This is a genomic window from Brevibacillus sp. GCM10020057, from assembly GCF_042683565.1.
GTDB lineage: Bacteria > Bacillota > Bacilli > Brevibacillales > Brevibacillaceae > Brevibacillus.
In genome coordinates this window covers 37,411-52,863 of the sequence record NZ_JBHUJW010000001.1, presented here as the reverse complement: position 1 = coordinate 52,863, position 15,453 = coordinate 37,411, and the positions used below count along the sequence as shown (strand labels likewise).

Annotated in this window: 14 protein-coding genes; all 14 read left to right on the top strand. The window is 53.7% G+C overall.

The annotated features are described in order from the left end of the window. Positions 1–218 precede the first annotated feature (218 nt). The 14 genes from ACFSO0_RS00225 (at position 219) to ACFSO0_RS00160 (ending at position 15,240) form a co-directional block, all read left to right on the top strand. Entirely contained in the window at positions 219–3,374 is a 3,156-nt protein-coding gene (locus ACFSO0_RS00225) for a phosphodiester glycosidase family protein (RefSeq protein ID WP_376874587.1), read from the top strand. Between the two features lie 588 nt (positions 3,375–3,962). Beyond that, positions 3,963–5,465: a malate:quinone oxidoreductase gene (locus ACFSO0_RS00220; protein WP_376874584.1), complete on the top strand. Its 1,503-nt coding sequence runs from the start codon at positions 3,963–3,965 to the stop codon at positions 5,463–5,465. 231 nt (positions 5,466–5,696) lie between these two features. Then, positions 5,697–6,887 (top strand): acetyl-CoA C-acetyltransferase, encoded by a 1,191-nt coding sequence (locus ACFSO0_RS00215; protein ID WP_376874581.1) that lies wholly within the window; start codon positions 5,697–5,699, stop codon positions 6,885–6,887. 145 nt (positions 6,888–7,032) lie between these two features. Then, the gene (locus ACFSO0_RS00210; protein ID WP_376874578.1) at positions 7,033–7,242 is read left to right on the top strand and encodes an AtpZ/AtpI family protein; all 210 of its coding nucleotides are present in this window, start codon (positions 7,033–7,035) and stop codon (positions 7,240–7,242) included. A gap of 11 nt (positions 7,243–7,253) precedes the next feature. Next, on the top strand, positions 7,254–7,622 hold the full coding sequence (locus ACFSO0_RS00205) for an ATP synthase subunit I (RefSeq protein ID WP_376874575.1): 369 nt from the start codon (positions 7,254–7,256) through the stop codon (positions 7,620–7,622). 72 nt (positions 7,623–7,694) lie between these two features. Then, positions 7,695–8,510, top strand: coding sequence for a F0F1 ATP synthase subunit A (gene atpB, locus ACFSO0_RS00200; protein ID WP_376874572.1), 816 nt, complete (start codon positions 7,695–7,697; stop codon positions 8,508–8,510). Between the two features lie 54 nt (positions 8,511–8,564). Then, positions 8,565–8,786, top strand: a complete 222-nt coding sequence (gene atpE, locus ACFSO0_RS00195; protein WP_005831752.1) for a F0F1 ATP synthase subunit C — start codon at positions 8,565–8,567, stop codon at positions 8,784–8,786. A gap of 111 nt (positions 8,787–8,897) precedes the next feature. After that, positions 8,898–9,401, top strand: coding sequence for a F0F1 ATP synthase subunit B (atpF, locus tag ACFSO0_RS00190; RefSeq protein ID WP_376874567.1), 504 nt, complete (start codon positions 8,898–8,900; stop codon positions 9,399–9,401). Beyond that, positions 9,398–9,925 (top strand): F0F1 ATP synthase subunit delta, encoded by a 528-nt coding sequence (locus tag ACFSO0_RS00185; RefSeq protein ID WP_376874564.1) that lies wholly within the window; start codon positions 9,398–9,400, stop codon positions 9,923–9,925. The genes atpF and ACFSO0_RS00185 overlap by 4 nt, the downstream gene beginning before the upstream one ends. Positions 9,926–9,974: 49 nt before the next feature. Next, a complete protein-coding gene (atpA, locus tag ACFSO0_RS00180; RefSeq protein ID WP_376874561.1) occupies positions 9,975–11,486 on the top strand; it encodes a F0F1 ATP synthase subunit alpha in 1,512 nt (503 codons plus the stop codon). A 73-nt stretch (positions 11,487–11,559) separates the two neighbouring features. Beyond that, positions 11,560–12,423 carry an ATP synthase F1 subunit gamma gene (gene atpG, locus ACFSO0_RS00175; RefSeq protein ID WP_376874558.1) on the top strand — a complete coding sequence of 288 codons (864 nt, stop codon included), beginning with the start codon at positions 11,560–11,562 and terminating at the stop codon, positions 12,421–12,423. Positions 12,424–12,471: 48 nt separating this feature from the next. After that, positions 12,472–13,881, top strand: coding sequence for a F0F1 ATP synthase subunit beta (gene atpD / locus ACFSO0_RS00170; protein WP_376874555.1), 1,410 nt, complete (start codon positions 12,472–12,474; stop codon positions 13,879–13,881). 27 nt (positions 13,882–13,908) lie between these two features. Next, a complete protein-coding gene (locus ACFSO0_RS00165) occupies positions 13,909–14,307 on the top strand; it encodes a F0F1 ATP synthase subunit epsilon (protein ID WP_376874552.1) in 399 nt (132 codons plus the stop codon). A 192-nt stretch (positions 14,308–14,499) separates the two neighbouring features. Continuing rightward, a complete protein-coding gene (locus ACFSO0_RS00160; protein WP_376874549.1) occupies positions 14,500–15,240 on the top strand; it encodes a DUF6042 family protein in 741 nt (246 codons plus the stop codon). Positions 15,241–15,453 lie beyond the last annotated feature (213 nt).

Below are 15,453 nucleotides of genomic sequence, written 5' to 3'. Positions count from 1 at the left end.
ATAGCTGATTCGACCTTTGTCCCGCCCGGTGCTGTTTGCGAGAAGCACGGGCGGGTTTTCTTTCCTGTCGTTTTGTCAGGGGGTTTGGTATATTTTTCTAATAGAGAAAATAGCGACGAAGCGAAACTATCAGCTGACTCGCTGCGTCTACACTTTAGTTGGCAACACATACATACAAGAAACAGACAGAGATTGGAAAACGGAGAGGAGTTACCAACATGAGAGCGCGGAAGGCAGTGATGCTGCTCACGGCTGCGACAGTGGCCTGGGGAGCTTTTGTTCCGTTTGTGCCGCTCGCGACCGAGGTCGCGCAGGCGAGAGCGGAATCAAGCCCATTGCAGATGGTGTGGCAGACCCCCATTGGCGAGGGCACCACATTGCTTAAATACACGAAATCTTTTGCCGATCAGACAGTGACGATCATGGTGACCAAAGTCGACCTGAACAACCCGTATGTCGAGGTCAAGCCGGTCTACGGAACCAAAGGGAAGCTGACCGAGCGGCAGACCGTCACGCAGATGGCGCGGGAAACAGGCGCGATCGCGGCGGTGAACGCCGACTTTTTCAACATGGCCAAGCGCGGGGCGCCATTCGGGATCGTCATGAAAGACAAGGAGCTGGTCTCCTCGATGGGGCTGATTTCGTACTGGTACAGCCTTGGATTGACAGGCGACAAGACGGCCATCATCGAGCATTTCGGATTTGGCGGAAAGGTGACGGCGCCGAACGGGGCGACGTATTCGCTCCAGGGCGTAAACAAGGAAGAGTACAATCCGAGCGAGGGCCGCAAAAGCCACCAGAACCAGCTGAACCTGTACACGCCTTCTTTTGGCAAGACAAGCCTGGGTGCCATTTCCGGCTACAAGGATGTCGTCGAAGTCTTGTTTGTGGATGACGTAGCCAAAGAAGTCCGTGTCAATCAGCCGGGCGTATACATCCCTTACAACGGCTACGTCCTCTGGGGACACGGAGAGGCAGCCGCTTTTCTGAAGCAGAACTTCCCGGTCGGGGCCAAAGCGCAGGTCGAATACCAGACGACGCCGCAAAACATCGACTTGATGCAGGCGGTAGGCGGCAATGTGCTGCTGGTGAACCAAGGCAAAGCGCTGACCTCGTTCCAGGCGGACAAATCCATCACCTCCATCAACTCGCGGACGGCCGCAGGGGTCTCCCAGGACGGCAAGACCTTGTACATGGTCACGATTGACGCCAGCAAAGGGGTATACCTCGACGAGCTGGCGAAAATTATGGCGGAGCTGGGCTCTTATCGCGCCGTAAACTTTGACGGCGGCGGCTCCACGACGCTGGCGACCCGCATGCTGGGCGAGACCCAGGCGAACCTTTCAAACGTGCCGAGCGGCGGTGCAGAGCGCCGAGTGCCGACAGGGCTGGCCGTGTACAATACAGCGCCTCCGGGCGATCTTCGCGGCTTCACCATTGATGTGCCGACAGATGTGCTGATCGGGCAGACGGTCAGCATGACGGCCTCCAAAGGCTATGACACGCACTATCAGCCATACGCGATCAATTCGGCCAACGTCGCGTGGGACGTCAGCGATGCAGATGCAGGGACAATCGACGGCACGAAGTTTACGCCTGCACGATCCGGGCAGATCACGCTTCGCGGCAGCTTGGGCAACGTGGCCCAGAGCAAGGAAATTCACGTCGTCTCCGGCAGCGAAGTCCAGCAGATCGTCGTGTCGCCGAGTCCGATTACGGTCGCCCCGGGTCAGACCATCACACTGGACGTCAAGATCAAGACGAAGAAAGGCGCATTGGTCCAGGCGACGCCGCTTAGCGTGCAGACCAGCGTCGATTCCCCGCTGGCGAGCATAAACGACAAGCTGCAGCTGACAGCAGGCGATCAGACCGGCAACGGCAAAGTGACGATCACGTACGATGGCGTCTCGACGACCATTCCGTTCGCGATCGGACAATTCGAGCAGCCTTGGCTGACCTTCGACAATCTGGCAGGCATGTACCACGCTGCCAACCCGGCGAGCATCAGCTCTGCCGGTTCGTTTGCAGCCGTCAGCGAGCCTGTGTTCCGGACGAAAAAGGCGGCGAAGCTCGTCTACAACTTCTCCGGCGCTCCGGCCAGCAGCCTGAGAATCGCCTATGGGGTGCTCGGAGCCAAACCTGTTGCGATCCCGGGCAAACCGCTCGGACTGGGCCTGTGGGTCAACGGCGACAACAGCGGACACTGGCTGCGCGCCGAAGTCATCGATGCGAACGGCAAGACGGTCTACGTCGATCTGGCAAAGGAAATCGACTGGACGGGCTGGAAGCAGGTCAAGGGCTACTTCCCGAGCAATGCCGCCTATCCGCTGCAGCTGAAGAGCATCTACGTCGTGGATCAGCCAAACGACGGTATCACGCACGACCAGGGCACGCTCTACTTCGATGAAATGTCTCTCCTGCTGCCGAACCAGACGGCGCAGCCGAAAGGCACCATCGTCGTGCCGGAAATCCCGGGCAGCCTGTCGCTCGGAGCGGAGCTGGATATGCAATACTCGTTTGCGAATACGGCCTCATTCCTGGAGACGGCCAAGATCGACATTGACTCGATTGTGGATCAGCCGCTCCCCGGCTACGTCCCGGCCGACTACTCCTTCACGATCCAGCCGGTCGAGCCGAAGGCGGGTGCGGAGGACCGCATTTCGACCTCTCCGATCCAGCTGACGCTCGTGCCGAAAAACTGGATCGCCGGAAAAGGAATCGGTCTGCTGTACGTGAACGAGACGAACAATACGCTCGATCCGCTGCTCGGGACGAGAAATGCCCAGGGACAGTGGGTGTACGAAGTCAATTCCTACGGCAAATACATTCCGTACTACCTGGATAATCCGGGTCCGGCATTTGTCGACATCGCCAATCATCCGGCAAAAGACGAGATTACCTACATGGCGGAGCAAGGCTTCGTGAAAGGCCTGACGGATACGACATTCGGTCCCGAGGTGTCCCTGACCAGGGCGCAGTTCGTCACGCTGCTCGCCCGCACGTTTGACTGGCAGCTTCCATCGGCACCGAAGCTCGGCTTCAAGGACAAGGTGCCTGCCTACGCGCAAGGAGCTGTGCAAGTCGCCGTGTCCAAGGGGCTGGTCAGAGGCTACGGAGACAACACGTTCCGCCCTGACCAACCGGTGACCCGGGCAGAGGCGGCGGTCATCCTCGACCGCCTCGTGAACAAAAAAGGCGCAACCAAGACAGTCGCGGACAAAGGAACCTGGCCGAGCTGGGCAGCTTCGTCCATCGCCAACATGGTCGGCCTCGGCCTGATGGACCCGGTCAGCGGCAAGTTCCAGCCGAACAAGGCGACGACCCGCGCCGTGTGCGTCGTGGCGCTGTACCGCATTTTGCAGCAGTCGAAGTAACGAATCAGAGACGTACCAAGACGGCAGCCAATAGAGCCCCGCTTCTCCTGATGGAGGGGCGGGGCTTGTTTGAGTTCGGGCTATGATGCTGCGCGGGAAAACGCAGTCAGAATCTGGAAGTGTCAGCCCGGCTTCGGCAAACGGGCCGCGCGCACTGGGGGCAAGAGGGCGGCATAAACTGTCGGCAAAAGGAAATGGTGGAATTCTTGGAGGCTGGCTGCGCAAGGGCGGCGCTGCTAAATATACGCAGCGTTTCCTGCCTGCAGGAAGCCCAGCCAAATTCAGAACCCCTGCAAACAGTCGGGGGAAGAGCTGCTTTCGATGTAAATTTACAGGTTTTTTACAAGGTATTTTCCATTTATTAACTACAAGAGTATGTCATAATTCAGGTTTGACGGGCTTTTAATAACAATTCTCTATCAAATAATAGCAAATATTTTAATCTAGTTTTAATAGTGATACACTATATACAGGTTATCATTGATCCAGAGAAAAGGGTGTGACAGAGTCGCACCCTGGCTTGCTGTAGAGCCAAGGCAGGAGCGCCTGCATCTTTTCTTCAAATATTAGCGAGTTAGGACGGTAAAAATGAGTAACAGACAAACGAAAACTGACGTTATCTTGATTGGTGCCGGAATCATGAGTGCGACTTTAGGGTCACTGCTGAAAGAATTAGTACCAGACTGGAAAATTACAGTATTTGAAAGGCTGGCGAACGCAGGAGAGGAAAGCTCTAACGAATGGAATAATGCGGGAACAGGTCATGCTGCATTGTGCGAATTGAACTACACAACGGAAAAGCCAGACGGATCAATAGATATTAGCAAAGCCATCAATATTAACGAACAGTTCCATGTTTCCAGACAGTTTTGGTCTTACCTGGTCAAGAGCAAGCTGATCAGCAATCCGCAAGATTTCATCATGCCGCTGCCTCATATGAGCTTGGTGCAAGGTGAAAAAAATGTGGCGTTTTTGAAGAAACGTTTTGAAGCAATGTCCCGAAATCCGCTGTTCCAAGGCATGGAATATTCAGAGGACCCGAAAAAATTGAAAGAATGGATTCCGCTGATTATGGAAGGCCGCACATCGAACGAGCCGATCGCGGCAACGAGAATCGACTCCGGGACAGACGTCAATTTCGGCGCGCTGACACGCATGCTGTTTGAGCACCTGCAAAACAGCGGCGTAGAAGTAAACTACGAGCACAGCGTCGAAGACATCAAACGCGCTGGCGACGGCTCGTGGGAATTGAAAGTGAAGAATCTGAAGAGCGGCAGCGTCGAGCGCCACTCGGCCAAATTCGTCTTTATCGGCGGCGGCGGCGGAAGCCTGCACTTGCTGCAAAAATCGGGCATACCGGAAGGAAAGCACATTGGCGGATTCCCGGTAAGCGGTCTGTTCATGGTGTGCAAAAATCAGGCTGTCGTCGAGCAGCACCATGCCAAAGTATACGGAAAGGCCAAAGTTGGTGCACCGCCCATGTCTGTACCGCATCTGGACACACGGTATATCGACAAGAAAAAATCGCTGCTCTTTGGTCCGTTCGCAGGCTTCTCGCCGAAGTTCCTGAAAACGGGCTCCATGCTCGATCTGATCACTTCCGTCAAACCGGATAACGTGCTGACGATGCTGGCGGCAGGCTGCAAAGAGATGGCGCTTACCAAATATTTGATTCAGCAAGTGATGCTGTCCAAAGAACAGCGCATGGAAGAGCTGCGCGAGTTTATCCCGAACGCGAAGAGCGAGGATTGGGATCTGGTCGTAGCGGGTCAACGCGTGCAAGTGATCAAAGATACCGAAGCAGGCGGCAGAGGAACGCTGCAGTTTGGTACCGAAGTAATCACGGCTGCCGATGGTTCGATCGCAGCTTTGCTGGGAGCATCGCCGGGTGCTTCGACAGCCGTCCACGTCATGCTTGAAGTCATAGCAAAATGCTTCCCGCAGCAAATGAAAATGTGGGAAGGAAAGATCAAGGAAATGATCCCTTCGTACGGCGTGTCGCTGATGAAGAATCCGGATCTTCTGCGAGAAATTCATACTTCCACAGACCGTGTGCTTGGTCTGAGCAATGAACTGGCCCTCGTCCACTAGGTCGTACAAGCATAAAAACGAGCGGAGCGGCCTCTGTCCCCCAAACGATGGATAGAGGCCGGTTTGCTTTGCCTGCCTGCAGCTCTGCACGATGGGAAGCCGGTCTGTTCGCTTTGCCTTTCCCGTTTGTCGGCGATTTGTCGCAGATTCAGGCAATGGAGAGCAGGATTTTGCAAAGAAACATGGAATCATTGGATGGTTGACTAACTTGAATCCGGGGAGTGTTTCGATATGGGTCAAAAGGAAATCGTGATCGCGAGTGCCGTTCGCACTGCCATAGGAAGTTTTCAAGGCTCGCTGTCAGGTGTAAGCGCTGCAAAATTGGGCGGCATTGTGCTTGAGGCGGCTCTGGAGCGCGCAGGCGTGCCCAAGGAAGCGGTAGACGAAGTCATCATGGGAAATGTGCTGCAGGCAGGTCTGGGGCAAAATCCGGCGCGTCAGGCTTCGATTCAGGCCGGGTTGGCCAATGAAGTGCCTTCGCTGACGATCAACAAAGTTTGCGGCTCTGGATTGAAAGCGGTTCATTTGGCAGTGCAGGCCATTCTCAGCGGCGATGCAGACGTGGTGCTCGCAGGCGGGATGGAGAACATGAGCCAGGCGCCGTACCTGCTGGAGGGCGCGCGAAGCGGCTACCGCATGGGCGATCAGAAAGTGGTCGATTCCATGATCCGCGACGGCCTGTGGTGTGCGTTCAACGACTACCATATGGGAATCACTGCCGAAAATCTTTGCGAGAAGTACGGGATCAGCCGCGAAGAACAGGATGAGTTTGCTGCCTGGAGCCAGCAAAAGGCGCAAAAGGCAATCGAATCAGGCCGCTTCCAGGATGAGATCGTACCAGTCGCCATTCCGCAAAGAAAAGGCGATCCCGTGCTGTTCAGCGTGGATGAATTCCCTCGTGCAGGCGTGACGGCGGAAGCGCTGGGCAAGCTGAAGCCTGCCTTTAAGAAAGACGGTACGGTGACAGCAGGAAACGCCTCCGGGATCAACGACGGCGCAGCAGCCCTGCTGATCATGTCCAGGGAAAAAGCAGACGAGCTGGGCGTAAAGCCGCTGGCGCGCATCATCGCCAATGCCAGCGCGGGTGTTGACCCGAGCATCATGGGCTACGGTCCGGTGCCGGCGACGCAGCGCGTGCTTGAGAAGGCCGGCCTGGCGCTGTCCGACATCGATCTGATCGAAGCGAACGAAGCATTCGCCGTTCAGTCCTTGTCCGTCTCCAAAGCGCTCGGTTTTGATGCGGAGAAAGTAAATGTGAACGGCGGCGCGATTGCTTTGGGCCACCCAATCGGTGCCAGCGGAGCGCGAATTTTGGTGACCCTTGTCCATGAATTGCAAAAGCGCGAAGGGGTAAAATATGGATTAGCGACTCTGTGCATCGGTGGAGGACAGGGTGTAGCGACTGTTGTTGAAAAACTGTAGTTGTTACAATAGTTTTCAATTGTGAACGCTTTGTGTACAGAAGGACCCTGACGTTGACAAAGGGAATAATTCTTCGTTAATATGGATGAGGGCAACGGGGCACTTGACACCAGCCCTCTCCTTATGTATGAAAGGAGAATGTCCTGTGTCGAAAATTGATAATCCTTGGCGAGCGATCACACTGGTCACCTTGATCGGAGTCGATATGGCGATTTGTGTGGTTGCAGGGGTGTTTCTGGGCAAGTATCTGGATGGCCTTTTTGCTTCCAATCCGTTGTTTTTGATGATTGGACTGCTCGCGGGATTGGGTCTGGGCGTTTACAGCGTCTACCGCATTATTCGCGGGTACCTCTAGGGAGATGGGACATGCAAACGTTTTCTCTGGCTATGCGAGCCACCTTTCGCTATGCCTTTTTCAGTATGGCGATTGTCGCGATACTCTGGGCGCTGTTGCCATTGTATCGGTTGTTTTTGCAAAGCCTCCTGCTCGGGATGGCTTGCAGTCTGGTTAATGGGACTGTCCTCTTCAGCAAAACCTGGCGTATCGGTCAGATGGCTGTCGATCCAAGTGTACGGCCGAAAGGGACTGGCATGCTACAACGCCTCATCGTCGCGGGGTTTGCTGTCTTCCTGACGATGCGTTTTCCCCACTTGTTTGGACTAGCTGGCGTCTTGATAGGATTGTTCCTCTTTCAGGTTCTCGGTTTTCTTTTTGTTTATCGCTCCTTCAAATAGATACCAGGATTTCTTTTTTCATGTACGCACGTACGACGAAACATACTCGCGCGGAAGAAAGGGGTGAAATACATGCATTATTCTCTGCGATTTGAATGGTTGGGCATGGTATTTGACATCTCCACTATTCTCATGATTTTGGTTACCTCTCTTGTGGTGCTCTTCATGTGTATCGGGATGACACGCAACCTGACCTCCGCTACTCCAGGCGGCGCGCAAAACGTGATGGAATGGATTGTGGACTTTGTCACTGGTATTACCAAGAGCTACATTTCGCCGAAGAAGGCTGCGGGTTTCGTGTCTTTGGCGCTCACGCTGTTCCTCTACATTTTCCTGGGGAACCAGCTGGGTCTGCTGCTCAACGTGAACACCGCTCACCACAACGGTGAAGGCCACGAGGTCAGCCAACAGGTCAAAGACATGCTGACGGTTTCCACCAATGATGAAATGAAACAGCAAAAGGTGGAAAAGCTGGAGGAAGAGTTGAACTCTACCGATCCGCACGCGCATGGTGTCGTTATTGGTTGGTGGAAATCGCCTACCGCAACGCCGAGCGTGACATTCGCTTTGGCATTCATCGTTCTTCTTTACGCTCATTATCTGGGAATCAAGAAGAGCTTTGGCGGTTGGCTGAAACATACATTCCTGAACCCGATTCACATTCTCGAGGAGTTTATCATCAAGCCGCTGACGCTTCCTTTGCGTCTATTCGGTAACATTTTTGCAGGTGAGGTTTTGATCGCCTTCCTGCTGAGTGTAGGAATCTTCGGCAGCATCCCGCTCTTCATCTGGCTGGGTTACTCCGTCTTCGTAGGTTCCGTACAAGCGTTCATCTTTACAACGCTGGCGATGGTATACATCTCGCAGCAAGTGAACGAAGATCATTAATCGGCTGTTTCCGCATTTCATTCTTTTTTACAACACTAAGGAGGTTTTTAAACAATGGAAGGTTTGGCTCTTGCAATCGGTATCGTATTTGGTCTTGCTGCTCTTGGCGCGGCAATCGGCAACTCCCTGGTAATCTCTCGTACAATTGAAGGCGTAGCTCGCCAACCTGAAGCGCGTGGCAACCTGATGGGTCTCATGTTCCTGGGTCTCGGTCTGGTAGAGGCAGTTCCGATTATCGCTGTAGCGATCGGTTTCATCCTCTTCGGTCGTATGTAAGCGAGCAACGGAGAATGATAGGCGGGCGCTTGTTACCCGCCTCTATTTTTGAATGAGACGGTTTAATTCCGTGCAGATACATCTTTCTTTTCGCAGGAAGGAGTGAAACGAATGCTCGACTTTGGTGCCGTATCCCTGGAATGGGGAACGCTGCTCACCCAAGCAATTGTATTCTTGTTGTTGTTGCTGGCTGTCCGTAAATTCGCGATGGGCCCGATCGTGGCCATGATGGAAAAACGCCGTCAGCATATTGAAAATGAAATCTCCTCTGCAGAGCAGGGCCGCAAAGAAGCGGAAGCCCTGCTGGCTGAGCAACGCCGCGTGCTGGACGAAGCGCGTGCAGAATCGAAAGCGATTATCGACCGCGCTACGAAGCAAGCATCCGATGAAGCTGGCAAAATTGTGGCGGAAGCACAAGCTGCGGCAGAGCGCATGAAGGCAGAAGCAAGTGCAGAGCTGGCTCGTGAAGTGGAAAAAGCGAAACTGGAGCTGCGTCAGCAAATGACCAGCCTCTCCGTTCTCCTGGCTTCCAAGATCATCGAGAAAGAACTGGACGAAGCTGCGCAAAAGTCTACCGTTGACAAATTCCTCGCTCAAGTGGGAGATCGCCTATGAGTAGCGCTGTAGGAAAACGTTATGCTCGCGCTCTCTTTGACGTAGCGAGCGAGCGCGGCAAGATCGATCAGGTGGAAGCTGACCTTGGCGCGATCGTGCAAGCTGTCGAACAGAATGCCGATCTGAGCAAGATCATGCTTCACCCGCACATTGCTGCGGATGCAAAACTCAAGCTGGCGGACGAACTGTTCAAAAGTCATGTTGGGGAAGAAAGCTACAATTTCCTCAGCTTGTTGATTGAAAAAGGACGGGAAGCGGCGCTGGCAGACATCTATCGTTCCTTTGTGAAGCTGGCAAACGACGCGCGCGGCATCGCTGAAGCGACCGTCACAAGCGCAAAGCCGCTCACTGATGAAGAACAGGCAGAGTTGGCCGAGAAGTTCGGTCAAACCTTGAATAAAAAGCTGCGTTTGACGGCTGTGGTAGACCCGTCTATCCTCGGTGGCATCGTCATCAAGATCGGCGACCGTCTGTACGATGGCAGCCTGAAAACGAAGCTCGAAACCTTTGCGCAACAGGCGTAAGGCAGGCAGTACCTCTACTTAAGAAGTTGGATGAATGGGGTGAATGTAAGTGAGTGCAATCAGACCAGAAGAGATTAGCTCCCTCATCAAAGAGCGGATCGCTAACTTTAAATCTGAAATCGAAGTTGTGGATGTAGGCACAGTCATCCAGGTAGGTGACGGTATTGCTCGCGTTCACGGTTTGGACAAGGCCATGCAAGGGGAGCTCCTCGAGTTCCAAAATGGCGTAATGGGTATGGTACTCAACTTGGAAGAAGACAACGTGGGTGTCGTTATTTTGGGACCTTTCCGCGACATTAAGGAAGGCGATACCGTAAAACGTACCGGCCGCGTTATGGAAGTTCCGGTTGGGGAAGCGCTGCTGGGCCGCGTAGTAAACCCGCTCGGTCAGCCGCTCGACGGCCAGGGTCCGATCGCAAACAGTGGTTACCGCCCGGTTGAGAGCCCGGCTCCTGGCGTAATGGCGCGTAAATCCGTACATGAGCCGCTCCAGACAGGTATCAAAGCGATCGACGCGATGATTCCGATTGGTCGCGGACAGCGCGAGTTGATCATTGGCGACCGCCAAACAGGTAAAACGGCTGTGGCGCTCGACACGATCATCAACCAAAAAGGCCAAAACATGATTTGTATCTACGTGGCAATCGGTCAGAAGCAATCCACTGTTGCCAACATCGTAGAAACCCTGCGCAAAGCAGGCGCACTGGAATACACTATCGTCGTTTCCGCTACAGCTTCCGACCCGGCTCCGATGCTGTACCTGGCACCATATACAGGTGTAACCATGGCGGAATACTTCATGTACAAAGGACAGCACGTTCTTTGCGTATACGATGACCTGTCCAAACAGGCTGCCGCATACCGCGAAATGTCCTTGCTGCTCCGTCGTCCTCCAGGCCGCGAAGCGTACCCAGGTGACGTATTCTACCTGCACTCCCGTTTGCTGGAGCGCGCTGCGAAGCTGTCTGATGAACTCGGCGGCGGTTCCATTACGGCTCTGCCATTCATTGAGACACAAGCGGGCGACATCTCCGCTTACATTCCTACCAACGTGATCTCCATCACGGACGGTCAGATCTTCCTGGAGACCGACTTGTTCAACGCAGGTCAGCGTCCAGCGGTGAACACCGGTTTGTCCGTATCCCGCGTAGGTGGTGCAGCACAAATCAAGGCGATGAAAAAGGTAGCAGGTCCGCTCAAGCTCGAGCTGGCTCAATACCGCGAGCTCGCTGCTTTCGCCCAGTTCGGTTCCGACCTGGACAAAGCGACCCAAGCTCGTCTGACCCGCGGTGCGCGCCTGATGGAAATCATGAAACAAGGTCAATTCGACCCAATGCCTGTTGAGAAGCAAGTCGCTTCTATCTATACTGCAACAAAAGGTTACCTGGATGACATTCCAGTTGGCGACGTAGGCCGCTTTGAGAAGGAGCTTCTGTCCTACCTGGATTCCAACAAACCGCATTTGTTGGAGCATATCCGGACAACGAAAGAGCTCCCGGATGAAAAAGAATTGAACGCAGCGATCGAAGAGTTCAAAAAGGGCTTTCAAGTAACTCGCTAATCGAGTGCGATTGACATCAGATGCATGCCGGGCAGGAATGCTCGGTCATGCGTCCTCAAGGTGGTGAAAACGAGTGGCTAAAGGAATTCGTGAGATACGAAGCAGAATCAGAAGTACGAAAAACACGCGCCAGATCACGAAAGCGATGAAAATGGTGGCAGCTGCCAAGCTTCGCCGCAACCAGGAGAAGGCAGAGGCAGCACGTCCGTACGCTGACAAAATCCAGGAAGTGATTTCCAGCATTGCGAGCGGCACTACCGGTTCCAAGCATCCGATGCTGCAATCCCGTCCTGTGAAAAAGACTGGTTACATTGTCATCACTTCCGATCGCGGTCTTGCAGGCGGCTACAACGCCAACATGCTGCGCACGGTGATCAACACCATTGCACAAAAGCACAAGTCCAAGGATGAGTATGGTATTTTTGTGATCGGCCGCAAAGGTCGCGACTTTTTCCAGAAGCGCAATTATCCGCTGCTGGGAGAAGCGACGGGCCTGCCAGCCAGCCCGGCCTTTGGCGACATCAAGCAGCTTGCCGGTGCGGCGGTTCAGATGTTCGCGGATGAGCAAATCGATGAACTGTACCTTTGCTACAACAAGTTCCAGAGTGCAATTTCGCAAATACCTACCGTAAAACGCTTGCTGCCGTTGGATGCTCCCGAGAGCAAGAACGAGCGCAAAATGAATTACGAATATGAGCCGTCCTCGGAAGAAGTTTTGGTCGACCTGCTGCCGAAGTATGCGGAAACACTGGTGTACAGTGCGCTTCTCGAAGCGAAGGCTTCCGAAGAAGGTTCCCGTATGACGGCAATGGGCAACGCGACAGACAACGCGACGGATATGATCAACCGTTACACGTTGCAGTACAACCGTGCCCGTCAGGCAGCCATTACGCAAGAGATTTCCGAGATCGTTGCAGGTGCAAACGCACAGGCTTAGGTGGCAGCGAAAGCTCCCAATTCAGCTTTACAGGAGGGAAGAAGTAAGATGGCGAATGGACGCGTGGTTCAGGTAATGGGTCCGGTTGTTGACATCGAGTTTGAACGTGGACACCTGCCTGCCATTTACAATGCGATCAAAATTCAACATAAAGCACAAAGCACTGGTGAGCGCGACATCGATTTGACCGTTGAGGTTGCGACTCACCTTGGTGACAACATGGTTCGTACCGTAGCGATGTCTTCCACTGACGGTCTGGTTCGCGGCATGGAAGCGGTAGATACGGGCGCACCAATCTCCGTTCCAGTGGGTGCCGTAACCCTCGGACGCGTATTCAACGTACTCGGCGAACCGATCGACCTGCAAGAGATGGGTCAGGTAGAACGCCGTGACCCGATTCACCGCAAAGCTCCTGAGTTCGTCGAACAAGCGACGACTGTTGAGATCCTTGAAACAGGAATCAAGGTCATTGACCTTTTGGCTCCCTACATCAAGGGTGGTAAGATCGGTCTGTTCGGTGGTGCGGGTGTAGGGAAAACCGTTACCATTCAAGAGCTGATCAACAACATCGCTCAAGAGCACGGCGGTATTTCCGTATTCGCTGGTGTAGGGGAGCGTACCCGTGAAGGGAACGACCTGTACCACGAGATGAAAGACGCAGGCGTTTTGCCGAAGACCGCGATGGTATTCGGACAAATGAACGAACCGCCTGGTGCGCGTCTCCGCGTAGCGTTGACCGGTCTGACTATGGCGGAGTATTTCCGTGATGAAGAAGGCCGCGACGTACTCCTGTTTATCGACAACATCTTCCGCTTTACCCAAGCGGGTTCTGAAGTATCCGCACTCCTTGGCCGTATGCCATCTGCGGTAGGTTACCAGCCAACACTGGCTACCGAAATGGGTCAGCTGCAAGAGCGCATTACTTCCACCAAAAAAGGTTCCGTAACGTCCATTCAAGCGATCTACGTACCAGCGGACGACTACACTGACCCGGCTCCTGCGACAACGTTCGCTCACTTGGACGCAACGACAAACCTGGAGCGTTCCATCGCCGAGTTGGGTATCTTCCCTGCGGTAGACCCGCTCGCATCCACTTCTCGTGCTCTGACTCCTGAAGTGGTTGGTCAAGAACACTACGATGTGGCTCGTGGCGTGCAAAAAATTCTGCAACGCTACAAAGAACTGCAAGACATCATCGCGATCCTGGGTATGGACGAACTGAGCGACGAAGACAAGCAAGTCGTTGGCCGCGCACGCCGCATTCAACGCTTCCTGTCCCAGTCTTTCCACGTTGCCGAGCAGTTTACCGGTAACCCTGGTCAATACGTACCATTGAAAGAAACCGTTCGCAGCTTCAAGGAAATCCTCGAAGGCAAGCACGACCACCTGCCAGAGGGCGCGTTCCTGTATGTAGGAACCATTGAAGAAGCAGTAGAAAAAGCGAAGAAAATGGCGTAAGACACCCTGGAAAGGGGAGACGAGTAAGTGAGCAAGATGACAGTTGAAGTCGTAACTCCTGAACGGGTTGTCTATAGCGGTCAAGCTGAAATGGTCATCGCCCGTGGTGTAGCAGGGGATCTCGGTATTTTGCCGAACCACATGCCGCTGGTGAGCCCGCTGAAAACAGCGCCTGTTCGGATCAAGACAGAAGGCGAAAAAGAAGTGAAGATGGCAGTGAGCGGCGGCTTCATGGAAGTGCGCGGCGACAAGGTGACCATCCTCGCTGAAACGGCTGAATTGCCGGGAGACATCGACGTAGAACGCGCGAAGGCAGCGAAGGAACGTGCCGAAAAGCGTTTGGCCGAGAAGTATCCTGATCTTGATGTCCAACGCGCCGAGCGTGCGCTGCAGCGCGCCATGGCACGTCTGGACGTAATGAAGTAACGCAACAGGCTGTTATCCCCGCATCCATTTGGCTGCGGGGATTTTTCATACAGACGGGATCGTTGCTTGTATCCGCTGGAACTGTTTGGGGGCATGATTTTTCCAGTTGGTAAAAGCCTATGGTTTCTGTGTATAATAGACCTAATGCCCTGCCGACGGGACAGGCTATCGGGACAAAGGAGAGTAGTAGTGATGCAAACTATTCGCGATATTCGCCAGAACAATGAAGGCGTAGTAATCCCCAGCAGCTATACGGCGAACGGCTGGTCTAGCGTGCTGTCTCATGAAATGAATGTATTGTTTCAGGCCATGTGTTTTGTAGTGACGAAATACGAAACCAAAGCAGAGATGGAAAAGGCCCTCTCGGAGTTCAAAGCGCTGCAAGGTGCTTTTTCTGAACCGGTGAAGGAGCAGTTCAAGTCCGAAGAAGACTACAAGGGCTATGTGAACCTGTTGAACCGTTTCAAGGCTTTTATGAGCCGCTCCAACTACGAATACCCGACTTCCCTCCAGGAAGCGATCGAGCTGTTCGTCAAATGGGGTCTGGTCATCGACAAAGGGGACGTGTGGGATGTGCCTGTATATCCGTTCCCGGATGCAGCGGAACTGTTCAAGCTGACCGACGCGGAATCCGTGGCGCTGGCTCACATCAAACTGGAGACATTGGTTCACCCGATCTTCAGCCGGCTGGTCATGATGCTGCATGAGAAGGAAGAAAATACGTTCCATCTGTCCAAAGCCGAGCTGAAGTCCATGCTCAACACCAATGACGAGATGCTCGCAGAAGTATTGATCAAGCTGACACCGTACATGGAGGAAGCAATCGAAAACATTCTGGAGATTTCGGAAGACGAGACCATGACCTTCACTGTCGTGTGGGAGCGCGTGTACGAGGACTTCCTCGGCGAGCAGTTCGCCCAAAACGTCCAATAAAAGAATGCTTGATTGGTGATTCAAACGGTTTCGTTTGGTCATCAATGTTTCCAGGAGTGGCTCAGGGAAAATTCTCTGGGCCACTCCCTTTATTTGGCAGATCGGGATTGCTTTCGTTAGACACTTTTTGGGCGATTTGCTATAATGATAAAGGTATTTTTTTCTATCAGTATCAGAATGCGCTGCTCAAAATTCTACATCCGAATACTGCTG